The organism is Serratia sp. CY31944, assembly GCF_052169175.1.
Classification (GTDB): domain Bacteria; phylum Pseudomonadota; class Gammaproteobacteria; order Enterobacterales; family Enterobacteriaceae; genus Serratia; species Serratia sarumanii.
Genome location: NZ_JBJNLG010000001.1, coordinates 286,118 through 305,567 on the forward strand (window position 1 = coordinate 286,118; position 19,450 = coordinate 305,567).

Consider the following 19,450-nt stretch of genomic DNA (forward strand, 5'->3'; position numbering starts at 1 on the left):
AATGTCCTTTTGGCGGCACAGGCAAATTGCGCGCCAATCTGGCACTCACTAATCATTGACGCTAACTCAACGAAAATCTATACAAAAAACCACAATAATTTACACAAAGGTTAAACGAAATGATAAATGAGGGGCGATAAAAAAGGCCGCCGAAGCGGCCTTTCCATTAGCGGATAGGTTAACTGTAAGCGTTGAGCGTGCGCTGGCACAAAGCGGAACGCACGCAGTCCTGTTTTTCAAAGCGGATAACGCCGATCATCTCGTCCTCTTCGAAGCGCTCCAGGGCATCGCTGAGGCCGGATTTCACGCCGCGCGGCAAGTCGCACTGGGTCACGTCGCCGTTAACGATAACCGTCACGTTTTCTCCCAGGCGGGTCAGGAACATTTTCATTTGGCTGGCGGTCACGTTCTGGGCTTCATCCAGGATAACGACCGCATTTTCGAAGGTGCGCCCGCGCATATAAGCGAACGGCGCAATCTCTACCTTGCCGATTTCCGGGCGCAGGCAGTACTGCATAAAGGAAGATCCTAAACGACGTACCAGAATGTCATACACCGGGCGGAAATAAGGCGCGAACTTCTCGGAGATATCCCCCGGCAAGAAACCGAGGTCTTCATCCGCCTGCAAAACAGGACGGGTAACGATAATCCGATCCACCTCTTTATGAATCAGCGCCTCCGCCGCCTTGGCGGCGCTGATGAATGTTTTGCCACAGCCGGCTTCGCCGGTGGCGAAGATCAGCTGCTTATTCTCTATGGCTGATAAGTAATGACCCTGAGCTTCGGTTCTAGCCTCGATGGGTGAGCTATCGCGCTTGTCTCGCGCCATGCCGATAGACTCGACTCCCCCCATTTGCACCAGCGAGGTCACAGACTCTTCTTCCAGCTGGCGATGACTACGAGCGTCACGACGAATAACGCGTTTCGCTTCACGACGTGCTTTGATCACTGCTTTCTGTCTACCCATAGTGGCACCTTACAGTTTGTTTCACCTACCGCAACGGCCTGGCCGCGCGATTATGTTTCACACACGTATTAGGTTTTGGCCTCCTCCGAGCCAATAAGAGCCAAGGGACAAGGTGAATTGACGGCAACGCTTAAGCGCCGTGTCTTCACGGGACAACGCGGACTGCATCTGTAAACGTGGAGTAAAAAGTGATGAGATTCGGTAGCGATAAGAGTGCGGAGTTGCCGGTAAAAGAGAGTCGGAGAGATAACCCTCGTTACAACGAGAAATCAGGGGAGATGTGTTATTTTTTCTTTCCAGCCCAACCAAGGACTTTACCATTAGCGATCCCCGCAGTGATATTTACAGCTTCAAGCTGTGCACCGTGTGAAAACTACCGCCAGATGATTACAGTATAATGACATTCAATCTCGTCGCGTTACTAAAATGTAAAAAAATTTAATATCTTTTGTTTTCAGTTAGCGCTAAAACACTATATCACGCTCGACACGTCATTCCAGAAAAATTTTTACCACAACAATATCAATGAATTGTAATTAGAAAACGCAAATGACACTTTGGTTTCTCGATTAAATTTTGCGCAATTCAAAGCCGGTGAGCCGTGCAGATTTTTTTAATCCGCAGCCAAAGCATCGAATTGAACTTCGTCGCGCAATGTCCCGCGCAATAGGCAATACAAAGTAAAACGAGGCGGAAGATCGCGCCTCGTCATTGCGCACTCAGGCCTTGAGCAAGCCGCTGGCCAGATAGTCGCCGCCCTCTTTCACGCCCGGCAATACGAAGAAATACCCGCCGCCGATCGGCTTGATGTATTCCTCCAGCGCTTCGCCGTTGAGCCTTTTTTGCACCGTCAGGAATCCTTTTTCCAGATCGGCCTGGTAGCAGACGAACAGCAGCCCCATTTCCAGCTGCCCGGCATTGGAGACGCCAAGGGAATAGCTGTAGCCGCGCCGCAGCATCAGGTTGCTTTGGCTTTCCGGCGTGCGGGGGTTAGCCAACCGAATGTGCGCGTCCATCGGTATCACCTTGCCGTCGGGATCGTTCGCGTAGTTCGGCTCGTCATGTTCATGCTTCATGCCGAGCGGCGCGCCGCTGTGCTTTTCGCGGCCAAAGATGGTTTCCTGCTCCTGCAGCGGCGTGCGATCCCAAAACTCGACGCGGAAGCGAATAATGCGCGCCGCCTGGTAGCTGCCGCCCGCCGTCCACGCCGGCTCGCCGGCGCCGTCGCCAACCCAAACCACTTTATCCATCAGCGGTGTGTCGTCGGTTTTCGGGTTGGCGGTGCCGTCTTTGAAGCCCAGCAGGTTAATCGGCGTTTCTTTGCCTTTGCTGCGCGCCGCATGCGCCGAGATGAACCCTTCCCGCTTCCAGCGCACGCTGAGCAGATCCGGCGAATGCTTGATGATATCGCGCAGCGCGTGGAGAGCGGTTTCATTGGTGTTGGCGCAGATCTGCAGCAGCAGGTCGCCGTGGCACAGCGCGGCGTCCAGCGCATCGTTGGGGAAGCGCGTCATCTTCTGCAACCGCAGCGGTTTTTGCGCCTGCAGGCCAAAGCGTTCGTCAAACAGCGATGCGCCGACCGAGACGGTGATGGTCAGGTTGTCCGGGTAAATCTCCGGCCCCATGATGCCGGAATCGAGCGGCGGCAGCTTGGCGTCCACCTCCGGCGCCTTGCCGCCGTGGGTCAGGAAGGCGATGCGATCGGTCAGCAGCCGGAACAGGCGCTCCAGCCCCGCTTTGTCGGTCGCCAACACATCGAACGCCACCAGCATCATCGCCGCCTGTTGCGGCGTCAGCACGCCGGCCTGATGGCGGCCATAAAACGGCTGTTTCTGCCAGCGCTCATCCTGCGGCGTCGCCAACGGCTCCGCCGCGTTACCCGCCGCCTGCGCCAGGCGGCTGCCGCCCAGCGCCAGCGCGCCCAGCCCCAGCCCTTGCAGCAAACGGCGGCGCGAAGGCGATGCCGCCCCCTGCGATTGCGGATGCGGCCCGTTATTCGGGCCTGCCTTGTTGCTCATAACCGTCTGCCTCAGTCCAGACCCAATACGCCGCGCAGCTGGGAAAGATCTTCCGCCAGCGTGGTGATCGGCCCTTTCAACGCATTGCGATCGGCTTCGCTCAGCTTCTCGTAGGACTCATAGCCCTCTTTGGTTTTGTACTTCGCCAAAATGGTGTCCACGGTTTTGAAGTTGGCGTCAATCTTGTCCAGCAGCGGCTTGTTGGCCTTGACCAGCAGCGGGCGCAGCAGGTTGACGATCTTCTGCGCGCCGTCGACGTTGGCCTGGAAATCCCACAGGTCGGTGCGGCTATAGCGGTCTTCTTCACCGCTGATCTTGCTGGCCGCCACTTCTTCGATCAGCCCGGCTGCGCCGCCCACCACCTTGCTCGGCGGGAAGGTCAGTTCACCCACGCGTTTTTGCAGCTCAACGGTGTCCTGATACAGCCGATCGGCGTATTTATCCATGTCTTTGGTCGAGTTGTCGGCAAACAGCGCCTTCTCCAGACGGTGGAAACCGGTGAAGTTAGGGTCCGCCGATTTCTTCTCGTAGTCGTCTTCACGGGCGTCGATGCTGCCGTCCAGATCGGAGAACAGCTCGGCGATCGGCTCGATGCGCTCATAGTGCTGACGGGTCGGCGCATACAGCTTGCGCGCTTGCTCCACGTTGCCGGCCTTCACCGCGTCGGTGAACAGCTTGGTCTGTTTCACCAGCCCGTCGACTTCTTTGGTGACGTAGACTTTGTATTCGGCGATCGGGCCAACCAGATCCAGCGCGCTCGGCTTGCCGTCGGTGGCGCCGTTGGCCGCCGCAGTGACGGTCAGTTTGCCTTTTGGATTGCTCAGCAGCCCGCAGGTCATATCATATTCGCCCGCTTCCAGCGTGGCGGTCATTTTCTGGGTGAAGCCCGGCGCGATGTTCTCGCGCTCTTCCACCACCATCACCCCTTTCAGGATTTCCCATTCGACGTTTTTCTGGCTGGTGTTATGCACCACAAACTGCGTCTTGCCGGCCGGCACCGTCAGTTGCATCGGTTCGCACTGCTTGTCGTTGACCGTGACTTTGACCTGCGGCACGTCCGCCGCCAGCGCATCGATGCTCAGCGCAAACGCCGGGATAGCCAGTAATGCTGCGTGCAACGCCTTGCGGCGAAATAACGGAGTAGACATACGAGATTCCCTATTAAACATTAATGATTGATTTTACGTTGCGCCGGAGCCGCTGCCGGCTCCGCGCGCTGCGGCAGGAAAAAGAAAATCAGCGCCGGGATCAGATACAGGAAGTAGACCGCCACTTCGCTGACCGTCGGCGCTTCCTGATAACCGAGAATGCCTTCCAGCAGGGTGCCGAACAGCGAATGGGTCGACAGGGTGCTGCTGAAATCGAAGGCGATGTCCTGGAAGTGGTTCCACAGACCGGCCTCATGGAAGGCGCGGATCGCCCCCGCGGCCAGCCCGGCGGCGACGAACAGAATGAACAGGCTGGTCCATTTGAAGAATTTGGCCAGGTGCAGCTTCACCCCGCCCCAGTAAATCATCATGCCCAGCACGATGGCGGCCACCAGGCCGAGCACCGCGCCGATCGGCGCCGCGGCGCCCACGTCTTGCTGGAAAGCCGCCAGCAGGAAGAACACCGACTCCAGCCCTTCGCGCGCCACGGCGAAGAACACCATCGCCACCAGCGCCCAACCCTGCCCTTTGCCGGCGCTGAGCGCCTGATCGATCGCCCCTTCCAGATGCACCTTGACCGACTTGGACACTTTGCGCATCCAGAACACCATATAGGTGAGGATCACCACAGCCACCACCGCGACGATGCCTTCGAACAGCTCCTGCTGCTTCTGCGGGAACTCGCCGGTGGTTTCATTGATGAAGATGCCGAGCGCCAGACACAGCGCCGCGGCGACAATCACGCCGATCCACACCGCGCCCAGCCATTGGCTGCGCTGCGTGCGTTTCAGGTAGCTGGCGATCAGGCTGACGATCAGCGCGGCCTCCAGCCCTTCACGGAACATGATAAGAAAGGGAACGAACATAAATAATCACCCCTGAAAAGACCGCGGCGGCAGAGAAAGCTGGCTCGACATGCGCTGCGCAACTCTGTAAAGAAACGTAAAATGCAACGAGAGTGATTATCATTCTGCCAAGAAGAAATACAAGAGGCGCCAGCGTGATTTTTTCTAATCAAATGTCACCAGGTGTTGGATGACGGCGATCGGCAGGCGAAAAAAAGGGCGCGTTACGCGCCCCTTGCTGACTGACATCGAACGGCGTTATACCGTTTTATACTCGGCTTCCGCCTGATCGAAACGCTCGGTCATGGTGGCGGATGGCCGGCGGCCCATCAGGCTCACTACCACGATGGCGAGGCAGCCCAGAATAAAGCCCGGGATGATTTCATACAGGCCCAGCCATTCGTACTGTTTCCAGACGATAACCGTCACCGCGCCGACCAGCATGCCGGCCAGCGCGCCATTGCGGGTCATGCGCGACCACAGCACCGAGATCAGCACGACCGGGCCGAAGGCGGCGCCGAAACCGGCCCAGGCGTAGCTCACCAGGCCCAGCACGCGGTTCTCCGGGTTGGCCGCCAGCGCGATGGCGATCAACGCCACCACCAGCACCATCACGCGGCCGACCCACACCAGCTCACGCTGGCTGGCGCCTTTGCGCAGGAACGCCTTATACAGGTCTTCGGTGATCGCGCTGGAGCACACCAGCAGCTGGCAGCTCAGCGTACTCATGACCGCCGCCAGAATCGCCGACAGCAGCACGCCCGCCACCCATGGGTTGAACAGCAGCATCGCCAGCTCGATGAACACGCGTTCACCGTTCTGCGACACGTTGCCGGCTTGATCCGGGTTATTGGCGAAGTAAGCGATGCCGAAGAAACCGACGGCGATGGTGCCGGCGAGGCACAGGATCATCCAGGTCATGCTGATGCGGCGCGCGCTGCGGATGGTGCGGTGAGAATCCGCCGCCATGAAACGCGCCAGGATGTGCGGCTGGCCGAAGTAGCCCAGGCCCCAACCCAGCAGCGACAGGATGGCGACGAAGTTCAGCCCCTTCAGCATGTCGAGGTTGGCCGGGTTCTGCGCCTGAATCACCAGCATCGAGGTATCGATGCCGCCGACGGCGAAAATCACGATCACCGGCGTCAGGATCAGCGCGAAAATCATCAGGCTGGCCTGCACGGTGTCGGTCCAGCTCACCGCCAGGAAACCGCCGATAAAGGTATACAGGATGGTCGCCGCGGCGCCGGCCCACAGGGCGGTTTCGTAGCTCATGCCGAAGGTGCTTTCGAACAGGCGCGCGCCGGCCACGATGCCGGAGGCGCAGTAAATGGTGAAGAACACCAGGATGACGATGGCCGAGATCACCCGCAGCAGCTTGCTGTTGTCTTCAAAGCGGCTGGTGAAATAGTCCGGCAGCGTCAGGGCGTTGTTGTTGGCTTCGGTATGCACGCGCAGCCTTCCTGCCACCAGCTTCCAGTTCAGGTAAGCGCCGATGGTCAGGCCGATGGCGATCCAGCTTTCGGAGATGCCGGAGAGGAAGATGGCGCCCGGCAGGCCCATCAGCAGCCAGCCGCTCATGTCGGAAGCGCCGGCGGACAGCGCGGTCACCACGCTGCCCAAACTGCGGCCGCCGAGAATATAGTCATCAAAGTTGTTGGTTGCCCGGTAGGCAAGCAGGCCGATCAGCACCATCCCGAAAATGTACACCAGGAAGGTCACCAGCATAGGTGTGCTCATTGTCATTTAATTCTCCACTTTCATTATTATTCGCGTTTCGCTCCGGCCACGCCGGCGCCGGTAAACCCACGCGCAATGCATTTCACTGGCCGCCGCGCCGGAACGTGGCGCAGCCTGCGAGCGAGTGCAGGTAAAATAGTTTCTGCCCGTAATTGTTGACCGTCGGTTATCCTAGATGAGCCTTTCATCAACCAACAAGATATTTAACAACAAAGTTACACAAAGTTTACCCTGCGTCACATTTACCGAGCTCAAAGGTTGCACTCACGACAAGCAAAATGAGTTGCACCCGTTCATTACCCTTATATACCGCAAGGTAAAACGCCTGCGGCCGCATAAACCCCGCCGCGTTCGCTCAATAACGCAACATTCATGCCAACTGCCGATGTTAAAAAATCGATGAAACTCACACTTCGCTCATCAGCCTGATTTAACAAGGTTGCACAAAGTTGCAACATGCAGGATATTGTCTGCATTCTTAACCCCACACATCTCACGAACCTATCCCAACAGGCTTTCCGGCCTGCTGTTTGTCTAGCCTGATGGGATAGGTTCTAAACACAGGAGTTGGATTGGCATGGGCACTACCACAATGGGCGTGAAACTCGACGAGGCAACACGCGACCGGATCAAGAGCGCCGCGCAGCGCATCGATCGCACGCCGCACTGGCTCATCAAGCAGGCCATCTTTAATTACCTCGAGCGTCTCGAGAGCGGTACCGATATTCCTGAAATTCCAGCGCTGGCCGCTGCGGGCCAGCCTGAAGCGGACGACATTATGCCGCAAGCGCAGGAAGAGTCACACCAGCCATTCCTCGATTTCGCCGAACAAATTCTGCCGCAGTCGGTCACCCGCGCCGCCATCACCGCCGCCTATCGTCGCCCGGAGACCGAAGCGGTGCCGATGTTGCTCGAACAGGCGCGATTACCCGCCGATCTTGCACAGGCCACTCACAAAATGGCCTATGGCATCGCCGAGAAGTTGCGTAACCAAAAAAGTGCAAACGGCCGCGCCGGCATGGTGCAAGGCCTGCTGCAAGAGTTCTCCCTCTCCTCGCAGGAAGGGGTGGCGCTGATGTGCCTGGCGGAAGCGCTGCTGCGCATTCCGGACAAACCGACCCGTGATGCCCTGATCCGCGACAAGATCAGCAACGGCAACTGGCACTCGCACCTCGGGCGCAGCCCGTCGCTGTTCGTCAACGCCGCTACCTGGGGCCTGCTGTTCACCGGCAAACTGGTGTCCACGCATAACGAAGCCAATCTGTCCCGTTCGCTGAACCGCATTATCGGCAAGAGCGGCGAACCGCTGATCCGCAAAGGCGTGGACATGGCGATGCGCCTGATGGGCGAACAGTTCGTGACCGGCGAAACCATCGCCGAAGCGCTGGCCAACGCGCGCAAGCTCGAAGATAAAGGCTTCCGCTACTCCTACGACATGCTGGGCGAAGCCGCCCTGACCGAGGCCGACGCCCAGGCCTACCTGGTTTCCTACCAGCAGGCGATCCACGCCATCGGCAAAGCCTCCAACGGCCGCGGCATCTATGAAGGCCCCGGCATCTCCATCAAGCTGTCCGCCCTGCACCCGCGCTACAGCCGCGCGCAGTACGAACGCGTCATGGAAGAACTCTACCCGCGCCTGCTGTCGCTGACCCTGCAGGCACGCCAGTACGATATCGGCATCAACATCGACGCCGAAGAGGCCGACCGCCTGGAGATCTCGCTCGATCTGCTGGAGAAGCTGTGCTTCGAGCCGCAGTTGGCCGGCTGGAACGGCATCGGCTTCGTGATCCAGGCCTACCAAAAACGTTGTCCGTTCGCCATCGACGCGGTGATCGACATGGCGCAACGCAGCCGCCGTCGCCTGATGATCCGTCTGGTGAAGGGCGCCTACTGGGACAGCGAAATCAAACGCGCCCAGATGGACGGCCTGGAAGGCTACCCGGTCTACACCCGCAAGGTCTATACCGACGTTTCCTACCTGGCCTGCGCCCGCAAGCTACTGTCGGTGCCGAACCTGATCTATCCGCAGTTCGCCACCCACAACGCCCATACCCTGAGCGCCATCTATCACCTGGCCGGCAACAACTACTACCCTGGCCAGTATGAGTTCCAGTGCCTGCACGGCATGGGTGAACCGCTGTACGAACAGGTGGTGGGTAAAGTGGCCGACGGCAAACTGAACCGCCCTTGCCGCATCTATGCGCCGGTCGGCACCCATGAAACGCTGCTGGCTTACCTGGTGCGCCGCCTGCTGGAAAACGGCGCCAACACCTCGTTCGTCAACCGCATCGCCGACGCCACCCTGCCGCTCGACGAGCTGGTGGCCGATCCGGTCAGCGCCGTGGAAGCGCTGGCGGCCAGCGAAGGCCAGATTGGCCTGCCGCATCCGCGCATTCCGCTGCCGCGCGAGCTGTACGGCGAGAAGCGCACCAACTCCAGCGGTCTGGATCTGTCCAACGAACAGCGTCTGGCTTCGCTCTCCAGCGCCCTGCTCACCAGCGCCAGCCATCCGTGGCGCGCGGAGCCTATCATCGACGCCGAATTGGATCAGGGCGTGGAACAGCCGGTGATCAACCCGGCCGAGCCGGGCGATGTGGTCGGCTACGTGCGTGAAGCCACCGAAAACGAAGTCAGCCGTGCGCTCGACGCCGCCGCGGCCGCCGGCCCAATCTGGTTCGCGACACCGCCGACGGAGCGCGCCGCGATCCTCGAACGCGCCGCCGAGCTGATGGAAAGCCAGCTGCAAAGCCTACTGGGCATTCTGGTGCGCGAAGCCGGTAAAACCTTCAACAACGCCATCGCCGAAGTGCGCGAAGCGGTCGACTTCCTGCACTACTACGCCGGCCAGGTGCGCGACGATTTCGCCAACGACAGCCACCGCCCGCTGGGCCCGGTGGTCTGCATCAGCCCGTGGAACTTCCCGCTGGCGATCTTCACCGGCCAAATCGCCGCCGCGCTGGCGGCCGGCAACAGCGTGCTGGCCAAACCGGCCGAGCAAACGCCGCTGGTGGCCGCGCAGGCGGTGCGTATTCTGCTGGAAGCCGGCATTCCGCAAGGCGTGCTGCAGCTGCTGCCGGGCCAGGGTGAAACCGTCGGCTCAACGCTGGTCAACGACGCCCGCGTACGCGGCGTGATGTTTACCGGCTCCACCGACGTCGCCGGTATTCTGCAGCGCAGCATCGCCGGTCGCCTGGATCCGCAGGGCCGCCCGACGCCGCTGATCGCCGAAACCGGTGGCCTGAACGCCATGATCGTCGACTCTTCCGCCCTGACCGAACAGGTGGTGACCGACGTGGTGGCCTCCGCCTTCGACAGCGCCGGCCAGCGCTGTTCCGCGCTGCGTATCCTGTGCATTCAGGAAGACGTGGCCGAGCACACGCTGCAAATGCTGCGCGGCGCGATGGCCGAATGCCGCATGGGCAACCCGGAGCGCCTGTCCACCGACGTGGGCCCAGTGATCGACGCCGACGCCAAAACCGGCATCGAACGCCACATCCAGGCGATGCGCGCCAAAGGCCGCAAGGTGTACCAGGCCGCCAAAGGCAGCGCGCAGGATGAGAAAGAGTGGGCGCGCGGCACCTTCATCAAGCCGACGCTGATCGAACTCGACAGCTTCGACGAGCTGCAAAAAGAGATCTTCGGCCCGGTGCTGCACGTGGTGCGCTTCCAGCGCAACAATCTGGACGCGCTGGTCGATCAGATCAACGCCGCCGGTTATGGCCTGACGCTGGGCATTCACACCCGTATCGATGAAACCATCGCCCGGGTGACCGAACGCGCCAAGGTCGGCAACCTGTACGTCAACCGTAACATGGTTGGCGCGGTGGTCGGGGTGCAGCCGTTCGGCGGCGAAGGCCTGTCGGGCACCGGCCCGAAAGCCGGCGGCCCGCTGTACCTGTACCGTCTGCTGGCCAACCGCCCGGACGACGCGCTGCAACGTACGCTGCACCGTCAGGACGAAGAGCGCCCGATGGAAGCCACCGCGCGGCCGCAGCTGCTGGGCGCGCTGCAATCGCTGGAGAAATGGGCGGTCACCAGCCAACAAGGCGAACTGGCGGCACTGGCGCAGCGCTATGCGGAACTGGGCCAGGGCGGCACCGTACGCCCGCTGCCGGGCCCGACCGGCGAGCGCAATACCTATGCCCTGCTGCCGCGTGAACGCGTGCTGTGCCTGGCGGATAACGAAGCCGACGCACTGATCCAGTTGGCCGCCGTGCTGGCGGTCGGCAGCAGCGCGCTGTGGCCGGAAGCGGAACTGCAGCGCAATCTGTTCCGCCGCCTGCCGAACGATGTGCAGGCGCGCATCGCCTTCAGCAAAGACTGGCAGCAGGACAAGGTCGAGTTCGACGCCGCCATCTACCACGGCGATGCCGACCAGCTGCGCACCCTGTGCGAGCAGATCGCGCAGCGCGGCGGCGCCATCGTCTCGGTGCAAGGCTTCGCCCACGGTGAAACCAACATCCTGTTGGAGCGCCTGCTGATCGAACGTTCGTTGAGCGTCAACACCGCCGCCGCCGGCGGTAACGCCAGCCTGATGACCATCGGTTAACGCATCGTCAAGGCGGCCATACATTGCCGCCTGATTGGCTCACCGCTACGCAAACCCTGCACTCGTGCAGGGTTTTTTTATTGCCCGCAGCCCGGCCAGCCGTTAGCGTCTTGTTATCCTTGCATGAGGATGTGTCGCCTCATGGGCGGTAACAATAGGGTGAGCTTAGAACGGATTAGTTTGCTTGAAAGCCGCAGCAGACCGCTACGATTCGCATTGACTCTCGGGTTCGGCAACATCCGGGATACGGCAGCTGCAGCGCGAAACGAATTGTTGAAAGCGGAGTAAATGCGGGCGGGGGAAGCTCCCCCCGCCGCCTTATTGATTCCGGAACTTGTCGAGGAATTGCTGAGTGCGCTGGTGCTGCGGGTTGGCGAACAGCGCTTTGGCCGGGCCTTGTTCGACGATGCGGCCGTGATCCATAAAGATAACCCGGTCGGCCACGTCGCGGGCGAAACTCATCTCATGGGTGACGATCACCATGGTGCGTTTCTCTTCCGCCAGTGAGCGCATGGTATTGAGCACTTCCCCTACCAGCTCAGGATCGAGCGCCGACGTCGGCTCATCGAACAAAATCACCTCCGGCTGCATCGCCAGCGCGCGCGCAATAGCCACTCGCTGCTGTTGGCCGCCGGACAGCCGCCGCGGATAAGCCTGCTCCTTGCCGCTCAGCCCCACCTTGGCCAGCAACGCGCGGGCGCGCTGTTCCGCGCTGGCTTTCGCCTCGCCCTTGACGACCACCGGCCCTTCGATGATGTTTTCCAGCACCGAACGATGCGGGAACAGGTTGAAGCTCTGGAACACGAAACCGACCTGCTGACGCAGCGCGCGCACCTGATTTTTCTGTTTGCTCAACGGCTTGCTGCCGTCGATCAGGATGTCGCCGACGCGAATGGTGCCGGAATCCGGCTCCTCCAGCAGGTTGATGCAGCGCAACAAGGTGGTTTTCCCCGAACCGCTCGGGCCGATGATCGCCACCACTTCACCGGCGTCCACCGCCAGATCGATCCCATGCAGCACCGTCTGACCCTTGAACTGCTTGGTCAATTGCTTAACTTCAATGGCACTCATGCGCTACTCCTGATCCTGGCGATTAACGTGGGCTTCCAGACGGTTTTGCAGTGCGGAAAGCAGGGTCGCCATCACCCAGTAAATCAGCGATGCCGCCAGGTACATGGTGAACACTTCCAGCGTGCGCGAGGTGATCAGCTGCGCCTGGCGGAACAGCTCCGGCACCTGAATGGTAGCGGCCAGCGAGGTGTCTTTCACCAGGCCGATGAAGCTGTTGCCCAGCGGCGGCAGGGCGGTGCGCGCCGCCTGCGGCAGGATCACCCGGCGCAGGGTTTGCCAACGGGTCATGCCGATGCTGGCGGCGGCTTCCCACTGCCCTTTGTCGATCGACGAAATCGCCGCGCGCAGCGTTTCCGAGGTGTAGGCGGCGGTATTGAGCGACAGGCCAATCAGCGCCGCCGGGAAAGGATCGAACTCGATGCCGAACTGCGGCAGACCGTAATAGATCATAAACAGCTGGGCGATCAACGGCGTGCCGCGGAACAGCGACACGTAAATGCGCGACAGCCACGCCAGCGGCCAAAGCGGCGAAAGGCGCATCAGCGCCAGCAGAAAACCAAGCAACAGGCCGAACGCCATACCGCCCAGGCTAAGCTGAAGCGTCAGTATTGCGCCCTTCAATAAAAATGGCGCTGAATCCAGCGCCAGTTGAATACTTTCGTGCATTATTTAGTTACGTCCGCGCCAAACCATTTCTCGGAGATCTTCGCCAGCGTGCCATCTTTTTGCATCTCGGCGATCGCCTGGTCAATCGCGGCCAACAGCTCCGGGTTGTTCTTGCGCAGCGCCACGCCGGACTCCTGGCGGGAGAACGCCGGGCCGGCTACCGCCAGCGTATCGCCGGTTTTCTTCACCAGATCCAGCGCCGCCAGGCGATCCACCAGAATGGCGTTGATGCGGCCGACGCGCAAATCCTGATACTTGGTCGGGTCGTCGTCGTAGGTACGCACGTCCACGCCCTGCACATTCTCGCGCAGCCATTGCTCATAGTTGGTGCCCAGACCAACGCCGACCTTCTTGCCCTTCAGGTCTTCCGGCTTGGTGATGGTGCCTTCGTTGCCTTTTTTCACCAGCGCCTGAATACCGGAAACGGTGTAAGGGGTGGAGAAATCATATTTCTTCTTGCGCTCATCAGAAATGGTCACCTGGTTGATCACCACATCGATGCGTTTTGATTCCAGCGAAGCCAGCATGCCGTCCCACTTGGTCGGGTTCAGCTTGGCCTTCACGCCCAAATGTTCCGCCAGCGCGTTGGCGAAATCCACTTCGAAACCGGTCAATTTGCCGTCTTCACCCTGGAAGCTGAACGGCGGATAGGTGCCTTCCAGACCGACGATCAGCGTGCCGCGCTGTTTCACCTGCTGCAGCAGATTGTCGGCGGCGTAGGCTTGAGTTGCCAAACCGGCGGCCAACGCGACGCCCACCACGCCCAACAGCCATTGACGACGAACTTTCGCAAACATCATAAACACCCCTGTGTGTTATTTATCTTTTTTGATATCAGCACTTTAACAGTGCGACCGCCCGCATAAAGGAATATAACCTTATAAATATAGTTCAAAATGGAATAACAAGCGGTATTTACACCTGCGGATGGTAGGCGAACAGCGCCGGCGCACCGCCGGTGTGAACGAACAGGATAGGCCCTTCGTCGCGGAAACGCCGCTGGGCGATGCCGTCGATCAAACCGGCCATCGCTTTGCCGGTGTATACCGGATCCAGCAACACGCCTTCTTGCTGCGCCAGCAGCTGCACCGCCGCCATGCCCTCTTCGTTCGGCATGCCGTACTGCGGCGCGAAGTAATCGTCCCACAGCGCGATCGGCGCCAGTTCGTCGATATTCAGCGAACAGGCCAGGGCTTTCTGGATCTGCTCCACCTTCGGCAGCTGATCGATCACGGTGCGCGAGACCGTCACGCCGATCAACTCGGTTTCGGGCAGCAGCTGTTGCAGCCCCACCGCCAGCCCGGCATGGGTGCCGGCGCTGCCGGACGCCACCACCACCGAACTGAACGCCACGTTGCTGCGTTGGCTCTGTTCGGCGATTTCCAATGCGCACTGCACATATCCCAACGCGCCCAGGGCATTGGAGCCGCCCACCGGCACCACGTAAGGCCGGAAGCCCTGTGCCTCGAGGCGCGTCGCCAGTTCCGCCAACTGCTGCTGCGGATCGTGCAGCGCTTCGCACATCACCACCTCGGCGTTGAACAGGCCGAGCAACAGGCGGTTGCCGTTGGTCAGGTAGTTTTCCGCACGGGTATCGATGGGATTTTCCAGCAGCGCGACGCAGTGCAGGCCCAGTTTCGCCGCCACCGCCGCCGTCTGGCGCACGTGGTTGGATTGAATGGCGCCGGCGGTGACCAGCGTATCAGCGCCTTGACGCAGCGCATCTGCGGCCAAAAACTCCAGCTTTCTCAGCTTGTTGCCGCCCATCGCCATAGGGGTGACATCGTCACGTTTGAGGTAAATTTCACGGCCGAGGTAATCGGAGAGACGGGACAGTTTTTCCAGCGGTGTGGCGGTGCCAACCAGATCCAGACGCGGAAATTGCGCCAGTTGTTGTTGCAGGTTCACTACTTCCCCCCAGGGAATCGAATATCGACATCTGATAACCGATAGATTTAGCAGATGTGAACTGAATAATCATCCTTTATCACGGGGGGAGCCGCAGATCTCGGCCAGCGGCCGGGGAAAGTCTCAGTAGCTGCGCTGCCAGGCGAGATACTGATCGTATTTGCGCAGCGCAATGCGGTAGTTGTTGTGCGCCGCGCTAGGCAGATCGTCAATAATGCGCTGATGGCTGGCGCAGTTGGCGAATTTGTCCGCCGGGTAATTGCGCGCCACCAGCATTTCATCCAGCCGGCGCAGCCGCACCACGTACTCGCGAATGGTGCTGTGGCTCATCTCGGTCTGTTCGAACAGATATTGCTTGAACGCCATGATGTCGAAATAGCTCGGGTGGCTGTTGCAGGAAATCTCGCTGCAAAAGCGGCACAGTGCGGTCAGCTCATGCTGCACGTTTTGCCAGACCGCATCGTCGATCGGCTGATCCATGCGCGCGATGGCTTCTTTATTGATGATTTTGCCGCGAAACACCAGCGCCATGCGGTCCAACAGCTTACCGCACTGGGAGCAATGCGTCTGGCTGTGCTTGTAATCTTTCAGGTAACGGCTAAGCGGCCGTTTCTTCAACAGTATTCCTGGCATAAGGGGCAGTCCGATTGTCGCATGAGTCATCGAGTTGAGGGGCGGCGGGCCGCCGTCAGGTATCGTTCGCCAGCCGCGCGCGTAGGCGCTTGATCGCCTGACTGTGCAGTTGGCTGACGCGGGATTCCCCGACGTCCAGCACGGCGCCGATCTCCTTGAGATTCAACTCTTCCTGGTAATACAGCGTCAGCACCATTTTTTCGCGCTCCGGCAACGCCTCGATGGCGTCGATCACTCGCTGGCGCAGGCTGCCTTCCAACAGGTGATGCAGCGGGTTGGCCTCTTCATGCCCTTCCAGCATCGGTTCCGCGTTCTCGCCATGCTCCTCGCGCCATTCGTCGTAGGAGAAAAGCTGGCTGTTATTGGTGTCCAACAGAATTTGACGGTACTCATCCAGCGAGATATTCAGCGTCTGCGCCACTTCCGTCTCGCTCGCCGGGCGGCCGTAACGCTGTTCCAGCTGCCGCATCACCTGCGCGACCTCGCGCGCATGGCGCCGCACGCTGCGCGGCACCCAGTCGCGGCTGCGCAGCTCGTCGAGCATCGCGCCGCGAATGCGCTGCACCGCATAGGTGGTAAAGGCGGTTCCCTGTAGGGCGTCATAACGCTCAACGGCGTTCAGTAGCCCGATTCCCCCGGCCTGCAGCAGGTCGTCAAGCTCCACGCTGGCGGGCAACCTGACCTGCAGGCGCAACGCCTCGTGGCGCACTAACGGGACGTAGCGCAGCCAGAGAGAATTTTTGTCCATCACGCCTTCGGCGGTATACAGATCGCTCACTATGTCTTAAACCTGCGGATAAGAGAGTCAGCGCTATTATGCGTAGGGGGCGGAATGCCAATCGGCTGAACAGTCGCACAAAACGGGCTTTATTTGCGCCATGTAATAACCGTGCGGTGCGCGAGCATAAAAAAACCCCGCCGAAGCGGGGTTTCTTTGCGACAGTTAATCGGGAGAGACGATTAACGCAGCAGGGACAGAACGTTCTGAGTAGACTGGTTAGCCTGTGCCAGAACAGAGGTGCCAGCCTGTTGCAGGATGTTGGCGCGGCTCATGTTGGACACTTCGGTCGCGTAGTCGGCATCCTGGATACGGGACTGAGAAGCGGACAGGTTGTTAACGGTGCTGTTCAGGTTGTTGATAACAGAATCGAAACGGTTCTGTACCGCACCCAGGGAAGAACGCAGGGAGTCAACCTGAGACAGCGCTTTGTCCAGGGTTGCCAGCGGGTCGGCAGTTTTTGGCTCGGTGGACTGCTCAGCGCCCTTGGTCACTTTACCGGAAGCGTCTACGGTCGCCTTGAAATATTTGGCATCGGCACCGGTACCTTCCTGGATCACGTAAGATTTACCGCTGTCGTAAGAGCGCAGGTTAGCCGCATCAGGGCCAGTAGGAGCCACTTCTTTCTCAATGCTGGTTACCGCAGTGCCGCCAGTTGGTTTAGTGGCTTCTTTGGTGGCAACAGATTTCAGGTCGCCGGTCGCTTTATCGAAAGTTGCTTTGTAGTAGTCACCATCCGTGTTGATAGCGAATACATCGTCACCCACTTTTTCGTAGCCGGTGATGTCTTTAGTATCAGCCTTAACGGTGCCGGTGTTGATAGCCACGCTGGTGCCGGTTTTCACGGTAGCAGGTGCGGTTGCAGCTACTTTGGATTTATCAATGCCATCAGCCACGCTGAACTTTTCCAGACCCAGCGTTTTAGCGTTGATGTCTTTCAGTTCGATATCGATGGTTTCGCCGTCGTTCGCGCCAACCTGGATGGTCAGTTTCTGATCTGAGCTCAGCACTTTCACGCCGTTGAAATCGGTCTGCTCGGAGATGCGGTTGATTTCAGACAGACGCTGAGAGATCTCGTCCTGGATGGACTGCAGGTCGCTGGCAGAGTTGGAACCGTTCTGAGACTGTACGGTCAGACGACGGATGTTCTGCAGGTTGTCGTTAACTTCGTTCAGTGCGCCTTCAGTGGTCTGCGCCAGAGAGATACCGTCGTTGGCGTTGCGAGAAGCCTGAGTCAGGCCTTTGATGTTTGCAGTGAAACGGTTGGAGATAGCCTGACCCGCAGCATCGTCTTTCGCGCTGTTGATACGCAGACCGGAAGACAGACGCTCAATCGCAGTGCCCAGAGAAGACTGAGATTTGTTCAGGTTGTTCTGCGCCATCAGCGACAGGCTGTTAGTGTTGATTACTTGTGCCATTGTTTGCTTTCCTTACGAGTCAGTTGCGTTCTTCGCAACACAGTTAAAAGGTTCGGGCTTGTTTGCCCACGGCGTCAACCACCGTCCCCTCAGGTATCGGCCCTCCCCTAACAACCTTTAGCAATTTTTTAAAATTTTTTGCGCCGCCGGCAATGGCAGAAATAACGCGGTTTTTCCCTCTTCTATTGCGCCATCGTTTTTTTGTTTTTTTCAGTAAACTTTTTCACCGCTGGGCCGATAACGCGTAAAGCGAATAAAGTCATTATCAAGGAGAAGCACGAATGGCATCGATCAGTTCATTAGGCATCGGCTCAGGACTCGACCTTAACGGTTTGCTGGACAAGCTGACCAAAGCGGAACAACAGCGTCTGACGCCGTACACCACCCAGCAGACCAGCTATAACGCCCAGTTGACCGCTTACGGTACGCTGAAAAGCTCGCTGGAGAAGTTTGACAATCTGAGCAAAGACCTGGCCAAGCCAGAGTTTTTCAACAACACTACCGCCACCAAGCACGATCAGTTTACCGTGACCACCACCGACAAATCGGTGCCGGGCAACTACTCGATCGAGGTGTTGAAGCTCGCGCAGCCGCAAACGCTGACCACTCAGACGCCGATTGCCGACCAGCAGGCCAAACTGGGCACGCCGGGCAGCAGCGATCGTTCCATCTCTATTACGGCAGGCAATCCGCCGAAAGAGACCAAGATCCCGCTCGGTGACGATCAGACCTCACTGGTCGAGATGCGCGACGCCATCAATAAATCGAAATCCGGCGTCACCGCCAGCATCATGCGCGTCGGCGACAATGACTATCAACTGGCATTAAGCTCCACCACGCCAGGCGAAAAAAACACCATTTCGGTGCAGGTCAATAACGACGACAAGCTCGGCGCCATCCTCAACTACGATCCTAAAAATCCGCCTAAAGATGGCAGCGCCGCGATGAAGCAAACCGTGCCCGGCCAGGATGCGGAAATCGTCGTCAACGGCACGAAAATCAAGCGCAGCACCAACTCGATCGCCGATGCTCTGCAGGGCGTAACGCTCGATCTGAAAACCACCACCAAGCCCGGCGAACCGCAAAACCTGGTGATCGGCATCGACAAGAGCGGCAGCGCCGACAAGATTAAAGAGTGGGTAGATAACTACAACTCGCTGCTGGACACCTTCAATTCGCTGACCAAATACACGCCGGTTAAAAGCGGTGAAGCGCAGAATGCCAAAAACGGCGCGCTGCTGGGCGACAACACCCTGCGCGGCATCCAGTCTTCGATCAAGAGCGCCCTCAGTTCGGCACAGGACAACCCGGAGTTGAAAGGCCTGGGCAACCTCGGCATCACCACCAACGTCAAAACCGGTAAGCTGGAAATCGACAGCACCAAGCTGAACAAAGCCATCGACGAGAAACCGGATCAGGTTGCCAACTTCTTCGCCGGCAACGGTAAAGACACCGGCATGGCCACCGAAATCCACAACGAGATCCAGAACTACGTCAAATCCGGCGGCATCATCGAGAACTCGACCAAGAGCATCAACACCAACCTCGATCGCCTGAACATTCAGATCACCACGGTCACGGCCAGCATTCAGAACACCATCGACCGCTATAAGCAGCAGTTCGTTCAGTTGGATACCATGATGTCCAAATTGAGCAGCACGGGTAACTATTTACAACAGCAATTCTCGACAAAGTGATCCCTTAACCAGGTA

Annotated in this window: 14 protein-coding genes; 2 read left to right on the forward strand and 12 right to left on the reverse strand. The window is 59.1% G+C overall.

Annotated features, from left to right (window positions below; genetic code table 11):
• Nucleotides 1-178: 178 nt before the first annotated feature.
• The 5 genes from phoH to putP form a co-directional block, all read right to left on the reverse strand.
• Nucleotides 179-967, reverse strand: a complete 789-nt coding sequence (gene phoH, locus ACJ8IN_RS01365; RefSeq protein ID WP_015378226.1) for a phosphate starvation-inducible protein PhoH — start codon at nt 965-967, stop codon at nt 179-181.
• A 719-nt stretch (nt 968-1,686) separates the two neighbouring features.
• The gene (gene efeB, locus ACJ8IN_RS01370) at nt 1,687-2,985 is read right to left on the reverse strand and encodes an iron uptake transporter deferrochelatase/peroxidase subunit (protein ID WP_308325828.1); all 1,299 of its coding nucleotides are present in this window, start codon (nt 2,983-2,985) and stop codon (nt 1,687-1,689) included.
• Between the two features lie 11 nt (nt 2,986-2,996).
• Nucleotides 2,997-4,133, reverse strand: a complete 1,137-nt coding sequence (efeO, locus tag ACJ8IN_RS01375; RefSeq protein WP_033647749.1) for an iron uptake system protein EfeO — start codon at nt 4,131-4,133, stop codon at nt 2,997-2,999.
• A 20-nt stretch (nt 4,134-4,153) separates the two neighbouring features.
• Nucleotides 4,154-4,999 carry an iron uptake transporter permease EfeU gene (gene efeU / locus ACJ8IN_RS01380; protein ID WP_060423658.1) on the reverse strand — a complete coding sequence of 282 codons (846 nt, stop codon included), beginning with the start codon at nt 4,997-4,999 and terminating at the stop codon, nt 4,154-4,156.
• Nucleotides 5,000-5,236: 237 nt separating this feature from the next.
• Nucleotides 5,237-6,721 carry a sodium/proline symporter PutP gene (putP, locus tag ACJ8IN_RS01385; RefSeq protein ID WP_033647752.1) on the reverse strand — a complete coding sequence of 495 codons (1,485 nt, stop codon included), beginning with the start codon at nt 6,719-6,721 and terminating at the stop codon, nt 5,237-5,239.
• A 571-nt stretch (nt 6,722-7,292) separates the two neighbouring features.
• Between putP and putA the strand changes: the two genes are divergently transcribed.
• On the forward strand, nt 7,293-11,264 hold the full coding sequence (gene putA / locus ACJ8IN_RS01390) for a trifunctional transcriptional regulator/proline dehydrogenase/L-glutamate gamma-semialdehyde dehydrogenase (protein ID WP_047571556.1): 3,972 nt from the start codon (nt 7,293-7,295) through the stop codon (nt 11,262-11,264).
• Between the two features lie 318 nt (nt 11,265-11,582).
• On the opposite strand, the gene tcyN is transcribed toward putA, so the two are convergent.
• The 7 genes from tcyN to ACJ8IN_RS01425 all read right to left on the reverse strand — a co-directional run bounded on the left by tcyN (nt 11,583) and on the right by ACJ8IN_RS01425 (nt 17,738).
• Nucleotides 11,583-12,335 (reverse strand): L-cystine ABC transporter ATP-binding protein TcyN, encoded by a 753-nt coding sequence (gene tcyN / locus ACJ8IN_RS01395; RefSeq protein ID WP_033647754.1) that lies wholly within the window; start codon nt 12,333-12,335, stop codon nt 11,583-11,585.
• Nucleotides 12,336-12,338: 3 nt separating this feature from the next.
• The gene (gene tcyL, locus ACJ8IN_RS01400; protein WP_033634963.1) at nt 12,339-13,001 is read right to left on the reverse strand and encodes a cystine ABC transporter permease; all 663 of its coding nucleotides are present in this window, start codon (nt 12,999-13,001) and stop codon (nt 12,339-12,341) included.
• A complete protein-coding gene (gene tcyJ / locus ACJ8IN_RS01405) occupies nt 13,001-13,801 on the reverse strand; it encodes a cystine ABC transporter substrate-binding protein (protein WP_103772290.1) in 801 nt (266 codons plus the stop codon). The genes tcyL and tcyJ overlap by 1 nt, the downstream gene beginning before the upstream one ends.
• A 115-nt stretch (nt 13,802-13,916) precedes the next feature.
• On the reverse strand, nt 13,917-14,909 hold the full coding sequence (locus ACJ8IN_RS01410; protein ID WP_025303239.1) for a D-cysteine desulfhydrase: 993 nt from the start codon (nt 14,907-14,909) through the stop codon (nt 13,917-13,919).
• 123 nt (nt 14,910-15,032) lie between these two features.
• Nucleotides 15,033-15,542 (reverse strand): flagella biosynthesis regulatory protein FliZ, encoded by a 510-nt coding sequence (fliZ, locus tag ACJ8IN_RS01415; RefSeq protein WP_033647756.1) that lies wholly within the window; start codon nt 15,540-15,542, stop codon nt 15,033-15,035.
• A 55-nt stretch (nt 15,543-15,597) separates the two neighbouring features.
• Nucleotides 15,598-16,320 carry an RNA polymerase sigma factor FliA gene (locus ACJ8IN_RS01420; protein ID WP_004934752.1) on the reverse strand — a complete coding sequence of 241 codons (723 nt, stop codon included), beginning with the start codon at nt 16,318-16,320 and terminating at the stop codon, nt 15,598-15,600.
• 182 nt (nt 16,321-16,502) lie between these two features.
• A complete protein-coding gene (locus ACJ8IN_RS01425) occupies nt 16,503-17,738 on the reverse strand; it encodes a flagellin FliC (RefSeq protein ID WP_047571555.1) in 1,236 nt (411 codons plus the stop codon).
• Between the two features lie 281 nt (nt 17,739-18,019).
• On the opposite strand from ACJ8IN_RS01425, the gene fliD reads away from it, so the two are divergent.
• Nucleotides 18,020-19,435, forward strand: a complete 1,416-nt coding sequence (fliD, locus tag ACJ8IN_RS01430; RefSeq protein WP_033647758.1) for a flagellar filament capping protein FliD — start codon at nt 18,020-18,022, stop codon at nt 19,433-19,435.
• Nucleotides 19,436-19,450 lie beyond the last annotated feature (15 nt).